At 73.9% G+C, this 25,916-nt stretch carries 2 protein-coding genes and 1 pseudogene; all 3 read left to right on the forward strand.

Features of this window, described 5'->3' with window-relative positions; translation table 11 throughout:
- Positions 1 to 33: 33 nt before the first annotated feature.
- On the forward strand, positions 34 to 12,009 hold the full coding sequence (locus tag ACGFZL_RS18685; RefSeq protein ID WP_407078456.1) for an SDR family NAD(P)-dependent oxidoreductase: 11,976 nt from the start codon (positions 34 to 36) through the stop codon (positions 12,007 to 12,009).
- A 47-nt stretch (positions 12,010 to 12,056) separates the two neighbouring features.
- Positions 12,057 to 23,813 carry an SDR family NAD(P)-dependent oxidoreductase gene (locus ACGFZL_RS18690; protein WP_393692944.1) on the forward strand — a complete coding sequence of 3,919 codons (11,757 nt, stop codon included), beginning with the start codon at positions 12,057 to 12,059 and terminating at the stop codon, positions 23,811 to 23,813.
- A 49-nt stretch (positions 23,814 to 23,862) separates the two neighbouring features.
- Positions 23,863 to 25,916: pseudogene (locus tag ACGFZL_RS18695) on the forward strand (type I polyketide synthase); the annotation flags it as partial.

Raw genomic sequence — 25,916 nt, forward strand, 5'->3', positions numbered from 1 at the left:
GGCCCGGCACCCCGCGATCACCGCCAGGGAGCGATTGCGCACATGGTGAGCGAAGAGAAACTGGTCGACTACCTCAAGCGTGTCTCGGCGGACCTGCACGCCACCCGGCAGCGGCTGCGCGAGGCGGAAGAACGCGGCCAGGAACCCGTGGCCGTGGTCGAGACGGCATGCCGCTACCCCGGCGGCGTCCGCTCCCCCGAGGACCTGTGGAACCTGCTCACCGCGGGCGGCCACGCCCTGGGCGCCTTCCCCGACAACCGCGGCTGGGACCTGGAACGGCTCTTCCACCCCGACCCCGACCACCCGGGCACCACCTACGCCCGCGAGGGCGGCTTCGTCCACGACGCCGACCTGTTCGACCCGGAGTTCTTCGGCATCAGCCCGCGCGAGGCGCAGGTCCTCGACCCGCAGCAGCGGCAGCTCCTCGAGTGCGCCTGGGAGGCGCTGGAGCGCGCCGGCATCGACCCGCACTCCCTGCAGGGCAGCCGCACCGGCGTGTACGCGGGCGCGGCCCTGCCCGGCTTCGGCACCCCGCACATCGACGCGGCGGCCGAGGGCTACCTGGTCACCGGCAGCGCCCCGAGCGTGCTCTCGGGCCGGCTCGCCTACACCTTCGGCCTCGAAGGCCCGGCGGTGACGATCGACACTGCGTGCTCGTCGTCGCTCGTCGCCGTGCACCTGGCGGCCCACGCGCTGCGCCGGCACGAGTGCGATCTCGCCCTCGCGGGCGGGGTCACCGTGATGACCACCCCGTACGTGTTCACGGAGTTCTCCCGCCAGCGCGGCCTCGCCGCCGACGGGCGGTGCAAGCCGTTCGCGTCGGCCGCCGACGGCACCGCGTTCTCCGAGGGCGCCGGCCTCCTCGTCCTCGAGCGGCTCTCCGACGCCCGCAGGGCCGGACACCGCGTGCTCGCCGTCATCCGCGGCTCGGCGGTCAACCAGGACGGCGCGAGCAACGGGCTCACCGCGCCCAACGGCCCCTCCCAGCAGCGCGTCATCCGGGAGGCGCTGGCCGCGGCCCGGCTCTCGCCCGCCGAGGTGGACGCCGTCGAGGCGCACGGCACCGGCACCCGGCTCGGCGACCCCATCGAGGCCGACGCGCTCCTCGCCACCTACGGCCAGGAACGGCACGCCGACCGGCCGCTGTGGCTCGGCTCGGTCAAGTCCAACATCGGCCACACGCAGGGCGCGGCGGGCGCGGCGGGCCTGATCAAGATGATCATGGCGCTGCGGCACGCGACGCTGCCCGCCACCCTGCACGTCGACGAGCCCACCCCGCACGCGGACTGGGAGGCGGGCGCGGTGCGCCTGCTCACCGAGCCGGTGCCCTGGCCGCGCGGCGAACGCCCGCGCCGCGCCGGCGTCTCCTCCTTCGGCATCTCGGGAACGAACGCGCACCTGATCATCGAGGAACCCCCCGCGGAGGCCGCGGGCGCGGAGGAGGGCCCGCGGCCGGCCCGCGACGAGCGGCGGACGGTGCCGTGGGTGCTGTCCGCGCGCAGCGCCCCGGCCCTGAGCGCCCAGGCCGACGCGCTGGCCGCACACGCCGACGCCCCGGCGGCCGACGTCGGCGGCACGCTGCTGCGCCGTTCCCTCTTCGAGTACCGCGCGGTGGTGCTCGGCGCCGACCGCGAGCAGCGGGCGGCGGCGCTGGACGCCCTCGCCGCCGGACGCACCCACCCGGCCCTCACGCGCGGCCCGGGCCCGGCCCGCCCCGGTGGCACCGCCTTCCTCTTCACCGGCCAGGGCAGCCAACGGCCCGGCGCGGGAGCGCGGTTGTACGCCGCCTTCGGCGTCTTCGCCGAGGCCCTGGACGAGGTCTGCGCCCACCTGGACCCACTGCTCGAACAGCCGCTCAAGCAGACCCTGTTCGCCCCGGCCGACTCCGCGCAGGCCGCCGCGCTGCACCAGACCGGTGTGACCCAGGCCGCCCTGTTCGCCCTCGAAGTGGCCCTGTACCGCCTGGTCACCTCCTTCGGCGTCACCCCCAGCCACCTCACCGGCCACTCCGTCGGCGAGATCGCCGCCGCGCACGCGGCCGGGGTCCTCTCGCTGCCGGACGCCTGTGCGCTGGTCGCCGCCCGAGGGCGGCTGATGCAGGCGCTGCCCGCCGGCGGCGCCATGCTCGCCGTGCAGGCGGGCGAGGACGACGTACTGCCGCTGCTCGACGGGCGGGAGGAGCGGCTCGCGCTCGCCGCCGTCAACGGGCCCGCCACCGTCGTCCTGTCCGGCGCGGCCGATGCCGTGGCCGAGGTCCAGGAGCTGCTGCGCGGGCGCGGGACCAAGACCAAGCGCCTCAACGTCAGCCACGCCTTCCACTCGCCGCTGATCGAGCCGATGCTGGACGACTTCCGGCGCGTGGTCCGCACGCTGACCTTCCACGCGCCGACGCTCCCCGTCGTCTCCAACCTCACGGGTGAACTCGCCGACGCGCGCCTGCTCGCCGACCCCGAGTACTGGGTGCGGCACGTCCGCCGGCCCGTGCGGTTCTTCGACGGGGTACGCACGCTCGACGGCCAGAACGTGGTGCGCTACCTGGAGTTGGGGCCGGACCCGGTCCTCGCCACCATGGTCCAGGACTGCCTCTCGGGCCCCGATCCCTACTCCGACCGGGACGCGGACAGGGGCCCGGCATCGACATCGGCCTCGGACGAGGCGGCTCCGCCGGTGATCGCCGCCCTCCTGCGTGCCGGACACGACGAGGAGCACACCTTCCTCACCGCTCTCGCAGCGCTCCACGCCGACGGCCAGCCGGCCGACTTCACCTCGCTCCTCCCGGCCGACACGGAACAACTGCCGCTACCCACCTACCGGTTCCAGCGCCGACGGTACTGGCGCTCGCCCCCGGACACCTCCGCCCCCGCCCGCGCCGCCGACCTCACCGAGACCGGGCACCCGCTGCTGCCCGCCGTCATCCGGCAGGCCGACGGCGGTCTGCTGCTCGCCGGACGGCTCTCCCTGCGTACGCATCCCTGGCTCGCCGACCACTCCATCGCGGGCAGGGTGCCGCTGCCCGGCACCGCCTTCGTGGAACTCGCGCTGCTCGCGGGGCGGCACGCCGACTGCGACACCATCGACGACCTGACCCTCGAAGCACCGCTGCTGCTCGACGACACCGGCACGGTCAGCGTCCAACTCGCCCTCGCCGCACCGGACGCGAACGGCCGCCGAACCCTGACCGTCCACGCCCGCCCCGCCGACGACGCCGATGACGACGAAGCGGCGGGCTGGCGCCGCCACGCCACCGGCGTCCTCGCGGCGGGCGCGCCCACCGGACCACCCGCCTCCGACGGCGCCTGGCCGCCCGCCGGTGCCACCGCCCTGGACGTCGACGCCCTGTACGCCCGCCTCGACGAGCAGGGCTACGGCTACGGGCCCGCCTTCCGCGCCGTCCACGCCGCCTGGCGGCACGGCGACGACCTGTACGCCGATGTCCGCCTCGACGACGAACAGTGCGGCGAGGCCGAGGAGTTCGCCCTCCACCCCGCACTCCTGGACGCCGCCCTGCACGCCGTGGACGAGCTGTACGCCCAGGGAGAGGGCGACGCCCCGGTGCGGCTGCCGTTCTCCTTCAGCAACGTACGCCACTACGCCTCGGGCCCGACCCGGCTCCGGGTCCGGCTCACTCCCCAGGGCGACGACCGGCTACGGCTGACCCTGACCGGCACCGACGGCGCGCCCGTCGCCGCCGTCGAGGCGCTGCGGCTGCGGCTGGTCCCCGCCGACCGCTGGCGCTCTGCCGGCACGACCGGCCTGCCGCTGCACCGCCTGGAGTGGCAGGAACTCCCGCTGCCCGCCGCGCCCGAGGAGGCCGCCGGCTCCTGGGCCGTGCTGGGGGCCGACGACGCGGGGATCGGGCCCGCGGCGTGCCACCGGGACCTGGCCGCGCTGGTGGCCGCGGTGGCGGAGGACGAGGCCGCGCCGGACATCGTCTTCGCGGCCTTCCCTTCCGGCGACCGCAGCACGTCCGGCGACCTCAGCACCTCCGGCGACCTGGCCGACGGGGTCCCGGCGCGGGTGCGGACGCATGCCCACCGCGCCCTGGAGCTGCTGCGGGGCTGGCTCGCCGAGGAAAGCCTCGCCTCCGCGCGACTCGTGGTCCTCACCAGCGGTGCCGTAGCCGTCGACGATGCCGCGGCCGACCTGGCCACCGCCCCGCTGTGGGGCCTGGTCCGCGCCGTGCAGGCCGAGCAGCCCGACAGGATCCTGCTGGTGGACATGGACCAGGACGCCGCGTCGCGCCGCGCCCTGCCGGCCGCGCTCGCCGCGGCGAGGGCCCAGGGCGAGACACAGCTCGCCCTGCGCGCGGGCACCGCCCTCGTGCCGCGCGTCGCCGTCACGAGGCCGAGGCCCGACACCGGCACAGGGTCGCGGTCCGACGCCGGCACAGGCTCGCGGTCCGACACCGTCATGGGACCGAGGCCCGACGCCGTCACGCCGCGTCTGGACCCCGGGGGCACCGTACTGATCACCGGCGGCACCGGTGGCCTCGGCCGAGCCGTCGCCCGCCACCTGGCCACCGCGCACGGCGCCCGCCACCTGCTCCTTGCCAGCCGCCGGGGCGAGGCCGCCGAGGGCCTCGCCGCACTGCGGATGGAACTGGCCGGCGTCGACGTGCGCGTCGCGGCGTGCGACCTCACCGACGCGGACGCTCTCGCCGGGCTCCTCTCCGGCATCCCCGCCGCCCACCCGCTGACCGCCGTCGTGCACACCGCGGGCGTCATCGACGACAGCCTCGTCGCGGGAATGACCCCCGACCGGCTGGACGCCGTCCTGGCGCCGAAGGCCGACGCCGCCTGGCAACTGCACCGGCTCACCCGTGAGTCGGACCTCGCGGCCTTCGTCCTCTTCTCCTCCGGCGCGTCCGTCCTCGGCAACGCCGGCCAGGCCAACTACGCGGCTGCCAACGCCTTCCTCAACGCCCTCGCCGCCCACCGCCGCGCCGAGGGACTCCCGGCCACCTCGCTGGCCTGGGGCCTGTGGGAGTCGGCTTCCGGCGGCATGGCCGCACGGCTCGGCGACACCGACCGCGCCCGCATCCACCGCACCGGCGTGGCGGGCCTGACCGACGACCAGGCCCTCGCCCTCTTCGACGCGGCCCTGACGGCCCCGCACGACACGGTGCTCGCCACCCGCTTCGACCGCGGTGTGCTCCGCGGCCAGGCCGTCGCCGGCACGCTGCCGCCCACCCTGCGGGGCCTGGTACGCGCCCCCCGGCCGCGGGCGGCCACCGACACCGCCCCGGACGGCTCACCCACCTCCTGGAGCGCCCGCACGGCCGCGCTGCCCGCCGCCGACCGGGACCGCGCCCTGACCGAGCTGATCCGCGAGCAGATCGCGACCGTACTGGCGCACCCCTCACCTCACTCCATCGAACTGCACCGCGCCTTCCAGGAGTTGGGCTTCGACTCGCTGACCGCCCTGGAGCTGCGCAACCGCCTCTCGGCGGCCACGGGCATCCGGCTGCCCGCCACGCTCGTCTTCGACCACCCCAGTCCGGGCGCCCTGGTGGACCACCTGCGCTCGCACCTGCCCGACGCCGACCGGGACGCCGCCCCCGTGGCGACGGCGGTGCGCGCCGTGGCCACCGACGACGACCCCATCGCCATCGTCGGCATGGCCTGCCGCTACCCCGGCGGCGTGGCCTCGCCGCAGGAGCTGTGGGCACTCCTCGCCGACGGCACGGACGCGATAGGCCCCTTCCCCGAGGACCGCGGCTGGGACGTGCCGGGCCTCTTCGACCCCGACCCCGACCAGGTCGGCCGCAGCTACACCAGGGAAGGCGGCTTCCTCTACGACGCCGCCCGGTTCGACGCCGGCTTCTTCGGCATCAGCCCCCGCGAGGCCGCCGCCACCGACCCGCAGCAGCGGCTGCTCCTGGAGACCGCCTGGCAGGCCCTCGAGCACGCCGGCATCGACCCGGCGACCCTGCGCGGCACCCCGTGCGGCGTCATCACCGGGATCATGTACGACGACTACGGCTCCCGCTTCCTCGCCCGCAAACCGGACGGCTACGAGGGCCGCATCATGACCGGCAGCACGCCCAGCGTGGCCTCCGGCCGGGTCGCCTACACCTTCGGCCTCGAAGGCCCCGCCATCACCGTGGACACGGCGTGCTCCTCCTCGCTGGTGGCGATGCACCTGGCGGCGCAGGCGCTGCGCCAGGGCGAGTGCGAGCTGGCCCTCGCGGGCGGCGCGACCGTGATGGCCACGCCGAACACCTTCGTGGAGTTCTCGAGGCAGCGCGGCCTGGCCCCCGACGGCCGCTGCAAGTCGTTCGCGGCGAGCGCCGACGGGACGGGCTGGGGCGAGGGCGCCGGGCTTGTCGTCCTGGAGCGGCTCTCCGACGCCCGCCGCAACGGCCACCACGTCCTCGCCGTGATCCGGGGCTCGGCCGTGAACCAGGACGGTGCGAGCAACGGCATGACCGCCCCCAACGGGCCCTCGCAGGAGCGGGTCATCCGCGCGGCCCTGGCCGGTGCCGGACACCACCCCGACGACGTGGACGTGGTGGAGGCGCACGGCACGGGTACGACGCTGGGCGACCCCATCGAGGCGCAGGCACTCCTCGCCACCTACGGCCGAGGGCGCTCCTCGGACCGGCCGCTGTGGCTCGGCTCGGTGAAGTCGAACATCGGTCACACCCAGGCCGCCGCCGGTGTGGCCGGGGTCATCAAGATGGTGCTAGCCCTCCAGCACGAGCTGCTGCCCGCCACCCTGCACGTGGACGAGCCGACCCCGCACGTGGAGTGGGACGCCGGCGGGGTACGGCTGCTGACGGAGCCGGTTCCGTGGGCACGCGGTGAGCGTCCCCGGCGGGCCGGGGTGTCGTCCTTCGGCATCTCGGGGACCAACGCGCACGTGATCCTGGAGGAGGCGCCCGAGGGAGCACGGCCTGCGGTACCGGAGTCCGAGGGGTCGGTGGTGCCGTGGGTGGTTTCCGGGCGGACCGGGGATGCGCTGCGGGGGCAGGCTCGGCGGTTGGGTGACTTCGTGTCCGGAGAGGTCTCTCCGACTGAGGTGGCTTGGTCGCTCGTCAGTACGCGGTCGGCCTTCGAGCACCGGGCGGTGGTGGTGGGGCGGGGGCGTGAGGAGCTGACTGCGGGGCTGGAGGCTTTGGCTTCGGGTGAGGCTTCGGCTGGTGTGGTGTCGGGGGTGGCGGGTTCGGTGGGGCCGGGTCCGGTGCTGGTGTTTCCGGGGCAGGGCTCGCAGTGGGTGGGGATGGGTGCCCGGCTGTTGGAGGAGTCGCCGGTGTTCGCCGCCCGGATCGCCGAGTGCGAGCGGGCGTTGGCGCCGTATGTGGACTGGTCGCTGACCGGGGTGCTGCGCGGGGACGGTGGTGAGCTGTCCCGGGTGGAGGTCGTGCAGCCGGTGCTGTGGGCGGTGATGGTCTCGCTCGCGGCGGTCTGGGAGGACTGCGGTGTCAAGCCCGCTGCTGTGATCGGTCACTCGCAGGGGGAGATGGCCGCCGCCTGCGTCGCCGGAGCCCTGTCCCTGGAGGACGCCGCGCGGATCGTCGCCGTGCGCAGCGAGGCTCTGCGCCGGTTGCAGGGCCATGGGGACATGGCTTCCCTCGGTACCGGCGCCGAACAGGCCACCGAACTGATCGCCGGGCGGTCGGGCGTGGTGGTGGCGGCGGTGAACGGGCCCGCCTCCACCGTGATCTCGGGACCGCCCGCAGAAGTCGCCGCCGTGGTCGCCGAGGCCGAGTCCCTCGGGCTTCGGGCCCGGGTCATCGACGTCGGCTACGCCTCCCACGGCCCGCAGATCGACGACATCCACGACCTGCTGACCGAGCGACTGAAGGGCATCGAGCCTGCCGCCACGGAGGTGGCGTTCTACTCCACGGTCACCGCCGAGCGTCTGACCGACACGACCGGTCTGGACGCCGAGTACTGGGTGACCAACCTGCGCCGGCAGGTCCGCTTCGCCGACACCGTCCAAACTCTCCTCGCCGACGGCTACCGCCTGTTCATCGAGGCCAGCCCCCACCCCGTCCTCACCCTCGGCATCGAGGAGACCATCGAGCAGGCGGACGTCTCCGCCACTGTCGTCCCCACCCTGCGCCGCGACCACGGCGACACCACCCAACTCGCCCGCGCCGCCGCGCACGCCTTCACCGCCGGCGCCGGCGTCGACTGGCACCGCTGGTTCCCCACCGAACCCACCACCCCCCGCACCGTCGACCTCCCCACCTACGCCTTCCAACACCGGCACTACTGGCTGGAGGAACCCACCGGGCTCACCGGCGACCCTGCCGACCTCGGCATGGTCTCCGCCGAGCACCCGCTCCTCGGCGCCTGCGTGGAACTCGCCGATGCCGACGCGTACGTGCTCACTGGACGGTTGTCCCGCAAGGCCCCGTCCTGGCTGGCCGAGCACGCGGTGGCCGGGACGGTCCTGGTCCCGGGTGCCGCGGTGGTCGAGTGGGTGCTGCGGGCCGCCGACGAGGCGGGCTGCGCCACCCTGGACGAACTCACCCTGCAGGCGCCCCTCGTGCTGCCCGACGCCGGGGGCCTGCGGATTCAAGTCGCCGTGGACGCCGCGGACGAGGAGGGCCGACGGGACGTACGCGTGTACTCGCGCACGGACCAGGCGAGCGACGAAACCTGGCTGTGCCACGCCACCGGTGTGCTGAGTCCCGAACCGGCCGACCTCCCGGACCCACTGACCGGCCAGTGGCCTCCGGCCGGTGCCGAACCGGTGGACGTCGCGGGCTTCTACGCCGAGGCCACGGAAGCCGGGTACGACTACGGCTCCGCGTTCCAGGGGCTCCGGGCCCTGTGGCGGCACGGAACAGAGCTCCTCGCCGAGGTGGCGTTGCCCGAACAGGCGGGCGCACCCGACGGCTTCGGGATGCATCCGGCCCTCCTCGACGCCGCCCTGCATCCGCTCATGCTTCTACAGCCGCCCGCGGAGGGCCGGATGTGGCTGCCGTTCGCCTGGAACGGCGTCTCCCTTCACGCCGGGCAGGCCACCCGCATCCGTGTCCGGCTGTCGCCACAGGGCGAGTCGGCCGAGCGGGACCTGCGAGTCGTGATCGCCGACGGCACCGGTGCGCCCGTCCTCGGCGTCCAGGCGCTGACTCTGCGGGCCGTCGACCCAGGACAGCTGGCCGTCGCCGGTCGTGGCGGCGTCGACGGGCTCTACACCGTGGACTGGACGCCGATCTCCGTGCCGGAGCCCGGCGCGTCCGAGGGGCGTGGCTGGGTCGCGCTCGCGGAGGGGTTCGGCCTCGGCGACGTGGCGCGCGGCAGCGCTGCGGCGCCGTGGGCCGTGGTGGCTTCCATCGGGTCCGCCGACAGCGACCGTGACGGCGCGGTCGTCGCCGAACGCGCGCTGGGCCTCGTACAGGAGTTCCTGGCCGCTCCGGAGCTGACCGAGTGCCGCTTGCTGGTGGTCACCCGGGGCGCGGTGGCCACCGGCGCCGAGAGCGACGTGGATGCCGCCGCGGCCTCCGTGTGGGGCCTGGTCCGCAGCGCGCAGTCGGAGAATCCGGGGCGCTTCACGCTCGTGGACACCGACGGATCCGAACTCACCGAACCAGCCCTGCGCCACGCCGTGGAGCAGTTGGACGAACCCGAGCTGGCGCTCCGAGAGGGCGAACTGCTCGCCCCCCGCATGGTTCCCGCAGGTGCCCCCGAAGAGCTCGTCGCGCCGGTCGGCACCTTCCCCTGGCGCCTCGGTTCCGAGGGCACCGCCACCCTGGAGAGCCTGTGCGTCATCGAGGCCCCGGAGGCGCTCGCGCCGCTGGAGTCCGGCCAGGTGCGGATCTCGGTGCGGGCGGCGGGCATGAACTTCCGCGACGCGCTGATCGCGGTGGGCATGTACCCGGACAAGGGCACCTTCGCGGGCAGCGAGGGCGCGGGTCTGGTGACGGAGGTCGGGCCGGGCGTCACGCACCTCGCTGTCGGTGACCGCGTGTTCGGCCTGTTCGAGGGCGCGTTCGCGCCGCTGGCGATCGCCGACGCCCGGATGGTGGTCCCGGTGCCGGAGGGCTGGACCCTGGAAGAGGCCGCGGCCGTGCCGGTGGTGTTCCTGACGGCCTGGTACGGCCTGGTGGACCTGGGCCGGCTCCGGGCGGGCGAGAGGGTGCTCATCCACGCCGGAACCGGTGGCGTCGGCATGGCGGCCACCCAGATCGCGCGCCACCTCGGAGCCGAGGTGTACGCGACCGCCAGTCCCGCCAAGCACGCGGTCCTCGAGGAGATGGGCATCGACGCCGCCCACCGGGCGTCCTCCCGCGACCTCGACTTCGAGGGGGTGCTGCGTGCGGCCACCGGCGGGCGAGGCGTGGACCTCGTACTCAACAGCCTGGCCGACGAGTTCACCGACGCCTCGCTGCGGCTGCTCGCCGCAGGCGGACGCATGGTCGACATGGGCAAGACCGACAAGCGTGATCCCGAGGAGGTCGCGCGCTCCTACGACGGGGCGTGGTACCGGGCCTTCGACCTGGTACCGCACGCGGGCCCCGACCGGATCGGCGAAATGCTGGGGGAGCTGTGCGAGTTGTTCGCGTCGGACTCTCTGACCTCGCTGCCGGTCAGGACGTGGCCCCTGCGCCGGGCGCGGGAGGCGTTCCGTTTCATGAGTCAGGCCAGGCATACGGGCAAGCTGGTGCTGGAGGTTGGGCCTGCGCTGGATCCCGTGGGCACGGTTTTGGTGACGGGTGGTACGGGGGTGCTGGGTGGGCTGGTGGCCGAGCATCTGGTGCGGGAGTGGGGTGTGCGGCATCTGCTGCTGGCCGGGCGGCGTGGCGCCGACGCTCCGGGAGTCGGCGAACTCGTGGGGCGGCTGTCGGCGTTGGGTGCCGATGTCGGCGTGGTCGCGGCTGACGTCAGTGACCCGGGGTCGGTGGCCGAGCTGGTCGCCGGGGTCGACCCGGCCCACCCGCTGACCGGCGTCGTGCACGCTGCGGGCGTGTTGGACGACGCGGTGGTCACCGCGCAGACTCCCGAGACATTGGCCGGGGTCTGGGCCGCGAAGGCCGCCGCGGCGGCGAACCTGCACGAGGCGACGCGTGGTCTGCGGCTCGGTCTGTTCGTGGTGTTCTCTTCGGCGGCGGCGACGTTGGGAAGCCCGGGGCAGGCCAATTACGCGGCTGCCAACGCCTATTGCGACGCCCTCATGCAGCACCGTCGGGCTCAGGGGCTCCCGGGCCTGTCGATCGGCTGGGGCCTGTGGCAGGCGGCCAGCGGCATGACCGGGCACCTCGGCGAGACGGACCTGGCGCGGATGAAACGCACCGGGTTCACCCCGCTGACCACCGAAGACGGCCTGGCCCTCCTCGACGCCGCCCACGCACACGGCCGCCCGCACGTCGTCGCGCTCGACCTCGACGCGAGGGCGGTCGCCGCGCGGCCGGCCGCGTCCCGGCCCGCCCTGCTGCGCGCCCTGGCCACCAGGGCTTCGGGCGGGGCCAAGAGCAGCCGGCCGACCGCCGCCGCGGGTGCCGCGGCGGCGGACGGTCTCGCCGAGCGGCTCGCCGGACTGCCGGCCGCCGAACGGCAGCGGCTGCTGCTGGCCCTCGTGCGCGACCAGGTCGCCGGAGTCCTCGGCCACACCGACCGCGACGCCATCCGCCCGGACACCTCCTTCAAGGAGCTCGGCTTCGACTCCCTGACCGCCGTCGAACTGCGCAACCGGCTGGCGGCGGCCACCGGCCTGAAGCTGCCCGCAGCGCTCGTGTTCGACTACCCGGAGTCCGCCACCCTGGTCGACCACCTCCTGGTGCGCCTCTCACCCGAGGGCGACACGGCGCCGCTCCGGGACGCGGCCGATCCGGTCCTCAACGAACTGGGCCGGATCGAGTCGAGGCTGGACGCCCTCGCGCTCGACGACGAGGCGCGCGGCCGGGTCACCCGCCGCCTCAACGGCCTGCTGACGAAGCTGAACGGCGCCCCGCGGCCCGGGGCGGGTGTGACGGACCTCGACGGGTTCGACGGGCTCGACGGGCTCGACGGCGTCTCGGACGACGAGATGTTCGAGTTCATCGACCGAGAGCTGTAAGCCCTGGCGACCTTCCGTGCCCTTCGCTGATGGAGAAGTGACGTTCGATGTCGAGTACTGAGCTGAGTACGGAAGCAAAGCTTCGTCAGTATCTGCGGCGGGTGACCGTGGACCTCGGGCAGGCGCGCCAGCGTCTGCGCGAGGTGGAGGAGCGCTCCCAGGAGCCGATCGCGATCGTCTCCATGGCCTGCCGCTATCCCGGCGGCGCCGAATCGCCCGAGGCGCTGTGGGAACTGGTCGCGACGGGCGGCGACGCCATCGGGGAGTTCCCCACCAACCGCGGCTGGGACCTGGACGGCATCTTCCACCCCGACCCCGAGCACCCGGGCACCAGCTATGTCCGGCACGGCGGGTTCCTGTACGACGCCCCCGGCTTCGACGCCTCCTTCTTCGGGATCAGCCCGCGCGAGGCCCTGGCGATGGACCCGCAGCAGCGGGTGCTCATGGAGACCGCCTGGCAACTCCTGGAGCGGGCCGGCATCGACCCGGCCGCGCTGAAGCTGACCCCGACCGGCGTCTACGTGGGCGCGGGCGTCCCGGGCTTCGGCGGCGCCCAGCCCGACACGGCCGTGGAGGGCCACCTGCTGACCGGCAACGCGCTCAGCGTCCTGTCCGGCCGCGTCTCCTTCACGCTCGGCCTCGAGGGCCCGGCGGTCAGCGTCGACACGGCGTGCTCCTCCTCACTGGTGGCGATGCACCTCGCGGCGCAGGCGCTGCGCCAGGGCGAGTGCGAGCTGGCCCTGGCGGGCGGCGTGACCGTGATGTCGACCCCCGGCATGTTCACCGAGTTCTCACGCCAGCGCGGCCTGTCCCCGGACGGGTGCTGCAAGCCCTTCGCATCCACCGCCGACGGCACCGGATTCTCCGAGGGGGTCGGCCTGATCCTGCTCGAGCGCCTTTCGGACGCCCGCCGCAACGGCCACCGCGTCCTCGCGGTGATGCGGGGCTCGGCCGTGAACCAGGACGGCGCGAGCAACGGACTCACCGCGCCCAACGGCCCCTCGCAGGAGCGGGTGATCCGCGCCGCCCTGGTCAGCGCGGGCCTGGGCGCCGCCGAGGTCGACGCGGTGGAGGCGCACGGCACGGGCACCACGCTCGGGGACCCCATCGAGGCCGGGGCCGTCCTCGCCACCTACGGCCGCGAGCGGGACGAGGACCGGCCGTTGTGGCTCGGCTCGGTCAAGTCCAACATCGGCCACCCGCAGGGCGCCGCCGGTGTCGCGGGCGTCATCAAGATGGTCATGGCGCTCCAGCGCGAACTCCTGCCCGCCACCCTGCACCTCGACGAACCCACTCCGCACGTCGACTGGTCCGCCGGCTCCGTGCGGCTCCTGACCGAGCCGGTCGCCTGGCCGCGCGGTGAACGCCCGCGCCGGGCCGGGGTGTCCGCGTTCGGGATGTCGGGGACCAACGCCCATGTGATCCTGGAGGAGGCGCCGAAGGAGGAGGCGCCCGAGGAGCCGGCCGCGGCTGAGCCACCGGCCGGGGTCGTGCCCTGGGTGGTCTCGGCCCGTGGGGAGGAGGCGCTGCGGCAGCAGGCTCGGCGGTTGGGTGAGTTCCTGGAGCGTGACGCGGGGGCGTCGGCTGCCGGGGTGGGTTGGTCGCTCGTCGCCACGCGCTCGGTGTTCGAGAACCGGGCGGTGGTCGTGGGCCGGGACCGGGAGGAACTCCTGGCCGGTGTGCGGGCGTTGGCGGTCGGGGAGCCGTCCGCCGGCGTGGTGGAGGGCGTGGTCCAGGGGGCGTCCGGTGCCGGCCCGGTGCTGGTGTTTCCGGGGCAGGGCTCGCAGTGGGTGGGGATGGGGGCCCGGCTGCTGGAGGAGTCGCCGGTGTTCGCCGCCCGCATCGCCGAGTGCGAGCGGGCGTTGGCGCCGTATGTGGACTGGTCGCTGACGGATGTGCTGCGCGGGGACGGTGGCGAGCTGTCCCGCGTGGAGGTCGTGCAGCCGGTGCTGTGGGCCGTGATGGTCTCGCTCGCCGCCGTCTGGGAGCACTACGGCGTCAAGCCCGCCGCCGTCATCGGCCACTCCCAGGGGGAGATGGCCGCTGCCTGCGTCGCCGGGGCGCTGTCGCTGGAGGACGCCGCGCAGGTGGTCGCCGTGCGCAGTGACGCTCTGCGGCAGTTGGCGGGGCGCGGCGCCATGGCCTCGCTGGGCGTCGGCGCCGAGCAGGCGGCCGAACTGATCGAGGGGCACCTCGGTGTCGGGATCGCGGCCGTCAACGGGCCGGCCTCCACAGTGATCTCCGGGCCGCCCGAGGAAGTGGCCGCCCTGGTCGCCGACGCCAAGTCGTGCGAGCTGCGGGCCCACGTCATCGACGTGGACTATGCCTCGCACGGGCCGCAGATCGACGAGATCACCGGCCTGCTCACCGAGCGGCTCGCCGGCATTCAGCCTGCCGCTACGGAGGTGGCGTTCTACTCCACCGTCACGGCCGAGCGCATGGCCGATACGACCGGTCTGGACGCCGAGTACTGGGTGACCAACCTGCGCCGGCAGGTCCGCTTCGCCGACACCGTCGAGACCCTCCTCGCCGACGGCTACCGCCTGTTCATCGAGGCCAGCCCCCACCCCGTCCTCACCCTCGGCATCGAGGAGACCGTCGAGCAGGCGGACGTCTCCGCCACCGTCGTCCCCACCCTGCGCCGCGACCACGGCGATACCGCCCAGCTGGCCCGCGCCGCCGGCCACGCCTTCACCGCCGGCGCCGGCATCGACTGGCACCGCTGGTTCCCCACCGAACCCACCACCCCCCGCACCGTCGACCTCCCCACCTACGCCTTCCAGCACCAGCAGTTCTGGCTCCCCTCCTCCGGTGGGCGGTCGGGCGACCCGGCGGGGCTCGGCCTCGCTGCCTCGGGGCACCCCCTCCTGGGCGCCTCCGTGGGCCTCGCCAGCGGGGACGTGCATCTGCTGAGCGGCCGGGTGTCCCGGCGGTCGGCCGCCTGGCTGGACGACCACACCGTGGCGGGCCAGGCCCTGGTGCCCGGCGCGGCACAGGTGGAGTGGGTGCTGCGGGCCGCCGACGAGGCGAGCTGCCCCAGCCTGGAGGAACTGGCGCTGCAGGCGCCGCTGGTACTGCCGGACTCGGGAAGTCTGCAGATCCAGGTCGTCGTGGAGGCGGCCGACGGCCGGGGGCGCCGCGAGGTCCAGGTGTTCTCGCGGCCCGATGACGACGACGCCGCTGCGGCGGTGCGACCGTGGTCCTGCCACGCGACCGGGGTGCTCGGCCCCGAACCCGCGGACGCCCGGGCCGAATCCCTCGACGGCGCCTGGCCCCCGCCCGGCGCCGAGGCGGTGGACGTCGCGGACCTCTACGCCGTGGCTGAGCAGGCCGGGTACGGCTATGGGCCCGCCTTCCGCGGAGTCCGGGCCCTGTGGCGGCACGGCAACGAGATCTTCGCCGAGGTGACGCTGCCGAAGGAGGCCGGTGACCCGGACGGGTTCGGCATTCACCCGGCGCTCCTCGACGCCGTGCTCCAGCCCGCGGCGACGCTGCTTCCGCCGTCCGACGGCGGTCAGGTCTGGCTGCCGTTCGCCTGGAGCGACGTGGCACTGCACGCGGTACGGGCCGCCGAGGTCAGGGTGCGGCTCTCCCCGCTGGGGGAACGGGTCGACCAGGGGCTGCGGATCACCGTGGCCGACGCGGTCGGCGCTCCGGTGCTCACGGTGGGTGCGTTGCACTCGCGCCCGGCCGACACCGGTCGTCTCGCGGCGGCCGGCGACCGCTCGCGGCAGGGCCTGTTCGACCTGGCGTGGATACCGGCGGAGGGCTTCGACGGGCCCCTTCCCCGGATTCCGGACGACAGCCCGGCGGGCGAGGGGCAGCTTGGAGCGGGCCTGGCCGATGTGCTGGCCGCCGTCGAGGCCGGGGCCGATGTGCCTCCGGTCGTAGCCGTGCGGGTCGAGCCGGAACCGGGTGACGACGGCCTGTCGCTGGCCGTCCGCGTCCTGGGCCTCGCGCAGACGTGGTTGGACGCGCCCCGGCTCGCCGACTCACGGCTGCTGTTGGTGACCCGGGGCGCGGTGGCCACCGACGGTGCCGGTGATGTGGACGCGGCGGTCGCGGCCGTATGGGGTCTCATCCGCAGCGCCCAGTCGGAGCATCCCGGCCGCTTCACGCTGGTCGACCTCGGCCCGGACGACGCGTTCGCCACGGCGGTGGCCGTGGCGACGCACCGGGACGATCCGCAGCTGGCCGTGCACGGCGGGGAGGCAAGGGTGCCGCGGCTCACCCGGGCCGTGACCCCGCTGCACGGGGCCGAGGGGATCGATCAAGACGGCACCGTCCTGATCACCGGCGGCACCGGCGTACTCGGCCGGGCAGTGGCCGAGCACCTGGTGCGGGAGTGGGGTGTGCGGCACCTGCTGCTGGCCGGGCGGCGTGGATCCGAAGCGCCGGGGGCCGACGAACTCGTGCGGAAGCTGGCGGAGCTGGGTGCCGAGGTCGCCGTCGTCGCGGCCGACGTCAGCGATCCGGAGGCGGTCGCCGCGCTGCTCGCGGCGGTCGACCCGGCTCATCCGCTGACCGGTGTGGTTCATGCTGCGGGTGTCCTGGACGACGCGGTGGTCACCGCTCAGACTCCCGAGGCGTTCGGGCGGGTGTGGGCGGCGAAGGCGGGTGCGGCGCGTCTTCTGCACGAGGCGACGCGTGGTCTGCGGCTTGGTCTGTTCGTGGTGTTCTCTTCGGCGGCGGCGGCGCTGGGCAGCCCGGGGCAGGCCAATTACGCGGCTGCCAACGCCTATTGCGACACTCTCATGCAGCATCGCCGGGCCCAGGGGCTCCCGGGCCTGTCGATCGGCTGGGGCCTGTGGCAGGCGGCCGGCGGCATGACCGGGCACCTCGGCGAGACGGACCTGGCGCGGATGAAACGCACCGGGTTCACCCCGCTGACCACCGAAGACGGCCTGGCCCTCCTCGACGCCGCCCACGCACACGACCACCCCTACGTGATCGCGGCCGACCTCGACCCGCGCGCCCCGGCCGACGCCCTCTCCCCACTGCTGCACGGGCTCACCGCCCCCGCCACGCGGCGTCGCGTGGCGGCCTCGAGCCTCGCCGGCGGAGCACTGGCCGCCCGTCTGACGGGCCTCGACGCGGACGGACGCCTCCAGCTCGTCACCGACGTCGTACGCGAGTACGTCGCCGCGGTGCTCGGCCACGGCTCGGCGGCCCAGGTCGACGTGCGGGCGGCCTTCAAGGACCTGGGCCTCGACTCCCTGACGGCGGTGGAGCTGCGCAACCGCCTCTCGGCGGCCTGCGACCTGCGCCTGCCCGCCACCCTCGTCTTCGACCACCCCACCCCCCACGCGCTCGCCGCCCACCTGGCCCACCGCCTCGCGGGCGCCCAGCCCTCGGCGACCGCCACCCCGGCACCGACACCTCCACCGACAGCGGCCGGCCCGGACGAGCCGATCGCCATCGTCTCCATGGCCTGCCGCTTCCCGGGCGGCGTGACCTCCGCCGACGACCTCTGGCGCCTGCTCGACTCCGGCAAGGACGCCATGGGCGCCTTCCCCACCGACCGTGGTTGGGACCTGGAGCGCCTCTTCCACCCCGACCCCGAGAACGCGGGCACCAGCTACGCCGACCAGGGCGGATTCCTGCACGACGCGGGCGACTTCGACGCCGCGTTCTTCGGCGTCAACCCGCGTGAGGCGCTCGCGATGGACCCGCAGCAGCGCCTGCTCCTGGAGACGTCCTGGGAGGTGCTGGAGCGGGCGGGCATCGACCCGACCACGCTCAAGGGCACGCTGACCGGCACGTACGTGGGCGTGATGTACCACGACTACGCCAAGTCGTTCCCGGAGGCCGACGCCCAGTTGGAGGGCTACGCCTACCTGGCGAACTCCGGCAGCGTGGTATCCGGCCGGGTGTCGTACACGCTGGGTCTGGAGGGCCCGGCGGTGACGGTGGACACGGCATGCTCGTCGTCCCTGGTGTCGATCCATCTGGCGGCGCAGGCGTTGCGGCAGGGCGAGTGCGACCTCGCGCTCGCCGGCGGCGTGACCGTGATGGCCGACCCCGCCGTGTTCGCGGGCTTCTCGCGGCAGCGCGGCTTGGCTCCGGACGGCCGCTGCAAGCCGTACGCGGCGGGCGCCGACGGAGTCGGCTTCTCCGAGGGTGTCGGCATGATCCTGCTGGAGCGGCTCTCCGACGCGCGCCGCAACGGGCACCGGGTGCTCGCGGTGGTGCGGGGGTCGGCGGTGAATCAGGACGGTGCGAGCAACGGTCTGACGGCTCCGAACGGTCCGTCGCAGGAGAGGGTGATCCGTCAGGCGCTGACGAGCGGCCGGCTGGGGACCGAGGACGTGGATGTGGTCGAGGGGCATGGCACGGGTACGACGCTCGGGGATCCGATCGAGGCGCAGGCGTTGCTTGCGACTTATGGGCAGGGGCGGCCTGCGGGTCGGCCGTTGTGGTTGGGTTCGGTGAAGTCGAACATCGGGCATACGCAGGCTGCCGCTGGTGTGGCGGGTGTCATCAAGATGGTGATGGCGATGCGGCACGGTGTGGTGCCGGCGAGTCTGCACGTGGATGAGCCGACGCCGCACGTGGACTGGGAGTCGGGCGCGGTGCGGCTGCTTGCCGAGTCCGTGCCGTGGCCGGAGGTGGACCGGCCGCGCCGGGCGGGCATCTCGTCCTTCGGCGCCTCGGGGACCAATGCGCATGTGATCGTCGAGTACGGACCACCCGAGCCCGTGGAGGCTCAGGAGGCCGGCGGTGCGCCGGAAGGCGCCGCTCTGGTGCCGTGGGTGCTGTCGGCCCGCAGCCCGCAGGCGCTCCGGGATCAGGCGCACCGCCTCATCGACGTCGCCGACGACGCGTCACGTGCGTCGCTGACCGATGTGGGCTGGTCGCTGATGACGACACGTGCCTCGCACGAACACCGGGCCGTCGTATCGGGCAAGGATCGACCCGAACTCCGCGCCGCGCTCGCGGCCTTGGCCGAGGGAGAGACGCACCCGGGGCTGATCGGCCCGGCCTCTCCGCAGGTCACTGCGGGTGGTGAGGTGGTGTGGCTGTTCAGTGGTCAGGGCAGTCAGCTGGTGGGGATGGGTGCGGGGTTGTATGAGCGGTTTCCGGTGTTCGCCAAGGCGTTTGACGAGGTGTGTTCCCTGTTGGAGGGGGAGTTGGGCGTCTCCTCTCTGAAGGAGACGGTCTTCCAGGGTCCGAAGGAGCGTCTCGACCATACGACGTGGGCGCAGGCGGGGTTGTTCGCGTTGCAGGTGGCTCTGGCCCGGTTGTGGGAGTCGGTAGGTGTCCGTCCTGATGTGGTGATCGGGCATTCGGTCGGGGAGATCGCTGCGGCCTATGTGGCGGGCGTGTTCGACCTGGCGGATGCGTGCCGGATCGTGGGTGCGCGGGCCCGGTTGATGGGTGCGTTGCCTGCGGGTGGGGCGATGTGTGCGGTGCAGGCGACGGCGGAGGAACTGGCTGCCGGCCTGGAGGGTTCGACGGTGAGTGTCGCGGCGGTCAACACGCCGGATTCGACGGTCGTCTCGGGTCCGGTGGAGGAGGTGGAGCGGGTCGCGGCGGTGTGGCGGGGGCGGGGGCGTAAGACCAAGGCGCTGTCGGTCAGTCATGCCTTTCACTCGGTGTTGATGGCGCCGATGCTGGAGGAGTTCACCGAGGCGATCGGCGGAGTCGACCTGCGAGAGCCATCGATACCGCTCATCAGCAATGTCTCGGGCCTGCCTGCGGGCGAAGAGATCACGGCGCCGGAGTACTGGGCGCGGCACGTGCACCAGACGGTCCTCTTCCAGCCCGCGATCGCCCACGTCGCTGAGCGGACACGGGCGTTCATCGAACTCGGCCCCGCTCCGGTGCTGACCACGGCCGCCCAGCACACCCTCGACGGGGTGGAGGGCCCGGAGCCGGTTGTGGTGTGCTCGCTTGCCGGTGAGCGGCCCGAGGAGCAGGCGTTCACTGAGGCCGTGGCCCGGCTGCACACCGCCGGGGTCGACGTGGACTGGTCGGGATGGTTCCCGGCCGAGCCGGCCCCCGCCGTCGTTGATCTGCCGACCTATCCCTTCCAGCGCAAGCGCTTCTGGCTCTCCGGTGGGGCGGGCAGCGGGAACGCGGCCGGTCTGGGGTTGGTGGCGGCTGGTCATCCGCTGTTGGGTGCGGCGGTGGAGTTCGCCGACCGGGGTGGCTGTCTGCTGACGGGGCGTGTGTCGCGTTCGGGGGTGTCGTGGCTCGCCGATCATGCGGTGGCGGGGACGGTGCTGGTGCCGGGTGCGGTGTTGGTGGAGTGGGCGTTGCGGGCCGGTGACGAGGTCGGTTGCGGCATGGTGGAGGAGTTGATGCTCCAGGCGCCGGTGGTCGTGCCGGAGTCGTCGGGGTTGCGGGTGCAGGTCGTTGTCGACGCGGAAGCGGAGGACGGCCGCCGCGAGGTCAAGATCTACACCCGCTCGGACTCCGGTGACGACGACTCCTGGGTGTGCCACGCCTCTGGCGTCCTGGCCCCCGAGGCACCCGAACCCGCCCCTCTCGTGGACGGCGTGGGCGGAGGAGCCTGGCCCCCGGCCGGCGCCGAGCCGCTGGACGCCGAGGACTTCTACGCGCGGGCGGCACGGGCCGGATACGCCTACGGGCCGTCCTTCCAGGGCCTGCGGGCGGTGTGGCGGCACGGTGAGGACCTGCTCGCCGAGGTGGAGCTGCCCGAGGCCGCCGGTACGCGCGACGGCTACGGCATCCACCCCGCCCTCCTGGACGCCACCCTCCACCCGCTCCTGGCCGCCCGCTTCCAGGAGAGCCCCCGGGACGACCAAGTCCACGTGCCCTTCGCGTGGAACGGCGTATCGCTGCGGGCGGTGGGTGCCGCGGCAGTCCGCGTGCGGCTCCGCCCGGTCGGGGGGAACGCCGAACAGGGGCTGAGTCTGACGGTCACCGACCCGGCCGGCGGCCCCGTCCTGAGCGTCGACGCCGTACAGACGCGCCCCATGCGGCCGGACCAGCTCACCACCGCCCGGCAGCGCGACGTACGGGGGCTGTTCACGGTCGACTGGACACCGCTTGCGGCATCGCGGTCGGCGGCGCCCGAGGGCGGTTGGGTCATGGTGCCGGACGGTGCCGGTCCGGCTGAACTGGCCCTGGAAGTCGGTGAGGCCCCGTGGGCCGTGGTGGCCACCGTCGACCACGGCGAGGGCCTTCCGGTAGCCGAGCGGACACTGTCTCTCGTCCAGGCGTTCCTGGCTCGGCCGGAGCTGGCCGAGTCCCGCCTGCTGCTGGTCACGCGGGGGGCGGTGGCCACCGGCGGAGCCGGCGACGTGGACGCGGCTGCCGCCTCCGTGTGGGGCCTGGTCCGCAGCGCCCAGTCGGAGCACCCGGGCCGCTTCGCGCTGGTCGACACCGACGGCGGCGAACTGCCCGAATCCCAGCTGCGCAATGCCGTCGAGGAGCTGGACGAGCCCCAACTAGCCGTGCGTGACGGACGGATACTCGTCCCGCGCCTGACCCAGGCCCGCAGCTCCGCCGAGCTCGTCGCCCCGCCCGGTGAACCGGCCTGGCGCCTGCAGACGGTGACCGGCGGCTCGCTCGAGGACCTCGCGGCGGTGCCCTGCCCGGAGGTGCTCGAACCCCTGGCAGCGGGAGAGGTCCGTGTGTCGGTGAACGCGTCCGGCATCAACTTCCGGGACGTCCTGGTCGCGCTGGGCATGGTCCCCGCGTACGGAGCCATGGGCGGCGAAGGCGCCGGAACCGTGACCGAGGTGGGCCCCGGTGTCACGCACCTGTCGGTCGGCGACCCGGTCATGGGCGTGTTCGAGGGCGCGTTCGGCCCGATGGTCGTCGCCGACGCGCGCATGGTCGCGCCGCTCCCTCGGGGCTGGGGCATGCGGGAAGGCGCGGGCGTGCCCGTGGCCTTCCTGACGGCGTGGTACGGGTTGGTGGAGTTGGCGGGTGTCGGGGCGGGGGAGCGGGTGCTGATCCATGCCGCGACTGGTGGTGTGGGGATGGCGGCGGTGCAGATCGCCCGGCACTTGGGTGCCGAGGTGTTCGCGACGGCGAGTGCGGCCAAGCACGGGGTTCTGGAGGAGATGGGTATCGACGCCGCTCATCGGGCGTCGTCCCGGGACCTGGAGTTCGAGGACGCCTTCCGTGCGGCGACCGGTGGGCGGGGTGTGGATGTCGTTCTCAACAGTCTGACGGGGGAGTTCATCGATGCTTCGTTGCGGTTGCTGGGGGAGGGCGGCCGGTTCCTGGAGATGGGCAAGACGGATCTGCGTGATGGCGGGGAGGTGGCTGCCGAACATCCAGGGGTGGCATACACCGTCTATGACTTGATCACTGATGCGGGTGCGGACCTGGTGTCTCGGATGCTGGGGCGGTTGGGGGAGTTGTTCGCATCAGAGCGGCTTAAGCCGTTGCCGGTACGTTCCTGGCCCTTGGGTGAGGCGCGGGAGGCGTTCCGTTTCATGAGTCAGGCCAGGCATACGGGCAAGCTGGTGCTGGAGGTTGGGCCTGCGCTGGATCCCGTGGGCACGGTTTTGGTGACGGGTGGTACGGGGGTGCTGGGTGGGCTGGTGGCCGAGCATCTGGTGCGGGAGTGGGGTGTGCGGCATCTGCTGCTGGCCGGGCGGCGTGGCGCCGACGCTCCGGGAGTCAGTGCACTCGTGGGGCGGCTGTCGGCGTTGGGTGCCGATGTCGGCGTGGTCGCGGCTGACGTCAGTGACCCGGGGTCGGTGACCGAGCTGGTCGCCGGGGTCGACCCGGCCCACCCGCTGACCGGCGTCGTGCACGCTGCGGGCGTGTTGGACGACGCGGTGGTCACCGCACAGACTCCCGAGGCCCTGGCCGGGGTCTGGGCCGCGAAGGCCGCCGCGGCGGCGAACCTGCACGAGGCGACGCGTGGTCTGCGGCTCGGTCTGTTCGTGGTGTTCTCTTCGGCGGCGGCGACGCTGGGCAGCCCGGGGCAGGCCAACTATGCCGCTGCGAACGCCTACTGCGATGCCCTCATGCAGCATCGCCGGGCCCAGGGGCTCCCCGGCCTGTCGATCGGCTGGGGTCTGTGGCAGGCGGCCGGCGGCATGACCGGCAAGCTCACCGACACCGACGTCGCCCGTATGGGCCGCACCGGAGTCAACGCCATGCCCACCGAACAGGGCCTGGCCCTCCTCGACGCCGCACACCGCCACGGCCGCCCCCACCTGGTCGGACTCAACCTCGACCTGCGCGCCCTGGCGACGCACCCCGTGGGCACCCGCCCCACTCTGCTGCGCGGCCTCGCGACCCCCGCCCCGAGCAGGCCGGCCGCGACGGCAGTCGCGCCCCCCGCCGACCTGGCGGGACGCCTCGCCGCGCTGCCGCCGTCCGACCGGCACCACACACTGGTCCGGCTCATCCGCGAGCAGGCCGCCACCGTCCTCGGGCTCCCCGCCGACAGTCTGACGACGGGCAGCACCTTCAAGGAACTCGGATTCGACTCCCTCACCGCGGTCGAACTGCGCAACCGGCTGTCCGCCGCCACCGGCTGCCGCCTGCCCGCCGGGCTCGTCTTCGACTACCCGGACGCCGACATCATGGCCGGACACCTCGGCGAACAGCTCGCTCCCGATGCCGGCGCCCCTGCCGGAGAGGAGGCCACCGACCCGGTCCTCCGCGACGTGGCGAAGCTCGAGAACACCCTGTCCTCCGCCCTCGTCGACCGGCTCGACGCCGACGTGGTCACGGCCCGCCTCGAGTCCCTGCTGTCGAAGTGGAAGGCGGCCGGCGCGTCGCCCGGCTCCGGCAGCGCCAAGGAACAGCTCCAGGTCGCCTCGACCGACCAGGTCCTCGACTTCATCGACAAAGAGCTGGGTCTGTGAACCGACCGTGCACCGTGCGGCAACCACGCTGAAGGCTGGGTGAACTCTCATGGCGAGTGAAGAGCAACTGGTCGACTACCTCAAGCGGGTCGCCGCCGAACTGCATGACACCCGGCAGCGCCTGCGCGAGGTCGAGGAGCGCTCCCAGGAGCCCATCGCCATCGTCTCCCTGGGCTGCCGCTTCCCCGGTGGGGTCGAGACCCCGGAGGGGCTGTGGGACCTGGTCGCCGCGAACGGCGACGCCATCGAGGACTTCCCGGCCGACCGGGGCTGGGACCTGGCGGAGATCTACCACCCCGACCCCGACCACCCGGGCACCAGCTATGTGCGCGAGGGCGGCTTCGTCCACGCCGCCGACCGCTTCGACTCCGGGTTCTTCGGCTTCAGCCCGCGCGAGGCGCTGGCCAGCAGTCCCCAGCTGCGGCTGCTCCTGGAGACGTCCTGGGAGACGTTCGAGCGGGCGGGCATCGACCCCACCTCGCTGAAGGGCAGCACCACCGGCGTCTACGTCGGCGCCGCGACCACCGGCAACCAGACCCAGGGCGACCCCGGGGCCACCGAGGGATACGCGGGGACCGCGCCCAGCGTCCTGTCCGGCCGCGTCTCCTTCACACTCGGCCTTGAGGGCCCGGCGGTCACCGTCGAGACCGCGTGCTCCTCCTCCCTGGTCGCGATGCACCTGGCGGCCCAGGCGCTGCGCCAGGGCGAGTGCGACCTCGCCCTGGCGGGCGGTGTGACGGTGATGTCCACGCCCGAGGTGTTCACCGGCTTCTCGCGCCAGCGCGGCCTGGCACCCAACGGCCGCTGCAAGCCGTTCGCGGCGGCTGCCGACGGCACGGGGTGGGGCGAGGGCGTCGGCCTGATCCTCCTCGAACGCCTCTCCGACGCCCGCCGCAACGGCCGCCACGTCCTGGCCCTCCTTAGGGGTTCGGCCGTCAACCAGGACGGTGCGAGCAACGGCTTCACCGCCCCGAACGGGCCCTCGCAGCGCCGCGTCATCCGCCAGGCACTGGCCGGCGCCCACCTCTCCACCTCCGAGATCGACGTGGTCGAGGCACACGGCACCGGCACCAAGCTCGGCGACCCCATAGAGGCCGAGGCGCTCATCGCCACGTACGGCAAGGAGCGCGAGGCCGACCGGCCGCTGTGGCTCGGCTCGGTGAAGTCGAACATCGGGCACACCCAGGCCGCCGCCGGTGTGGCCGGGGTCATCAAGATGGTGCTCGCCCTCCAGCACGAGCTGCTGCCCGCCACCCTGCACGTGTCCGAGCCGACCCCGCACGTCCAGTGGGACGGCGGTGGCGTACGGCTGCTCACCGAGCCGGTGCCCTGGCCGCGCGGCGAACGCCCGCGCCGGGCCGGGGTGTCCTCTTTCGGCATCTCGGGGACGAACGCGCACGTGATCCTGGAGCAGGCCCCCGAGCCCGAACCCCAGGAGGAGGCTCCGGCACAGGCGCCCGAGCCGGCGGACGGCGGGGTGGTGCCGTGGGTGGTCTCCGGGCGGACCGAGGAGGCGTTGCGGCAGCAGGCTCGGCGGTTGGGTGACTTCGTGTCGGGAGACGTCTCTCCGACCGAGGTCGGATGGTCGCTTGCCATGACCCGGTCGGCCTTCGAGCACCGGGCGGTCGTGGTGGGGCGGGGGCGCGAGGAGCTGACTGCGGGGCTGGAGGCGCTGGCTTCGGGTGAGGCTTCGGCTGGTGTGGTGTCGGGGGTGGCGGGTTCGGTGGGGCCGGGTCCGGTGCTGGTGTTTCCGGGGCAGGGCTCGCAGTGGGTGGGGATGGGTGCGCGGCTGCTGGAGGAGTCGCCGGTGTTCGCCGCCCGGATCGCCGAGTGCGAGCGGGCCCTGTCGCCGTATGTGGACTGGTCGCTGACCGGGGTGCTGCGCGGCGACGGTGGCGAGCTGTCCCGCGTGGAGGTCGTCCAGCCGGTGCTGTGGGCCGTGATGGTCTCGCTCGCCGCGGTCTGGGAGCACTACGGTGTCAAGCCCGCCGCTGTGATCGGCCACTCCCAGGGGGAGATGGCCGCCGCCTGCGTGGCCGGAGCGCTGTCGCTGGAGGATGCGGCGCGGGTGGTCGCCGTGCGCAGTGAGGCTCTGCGCCGGTT

The organism is Streptomyces sp. NPDC048182 (assembly GCF_043202555.1).
Taxonomy (GTDB): domain Bacteria; phylum Actinomycetota; class Actinomycetes; order Streptomycetales; family Streptomycetaceae; genus Streptomyces.

Excerpts from the sequence above, each read along its gene's own strand:
- ACGFZL_RS18690 (WP_393692944.1), top strand. The coding sequence starts at position 12,057 with ATGTCGAGTACTGAGCTGAGTACGGAAGCAAAGCTTCGTCAGTATCTG.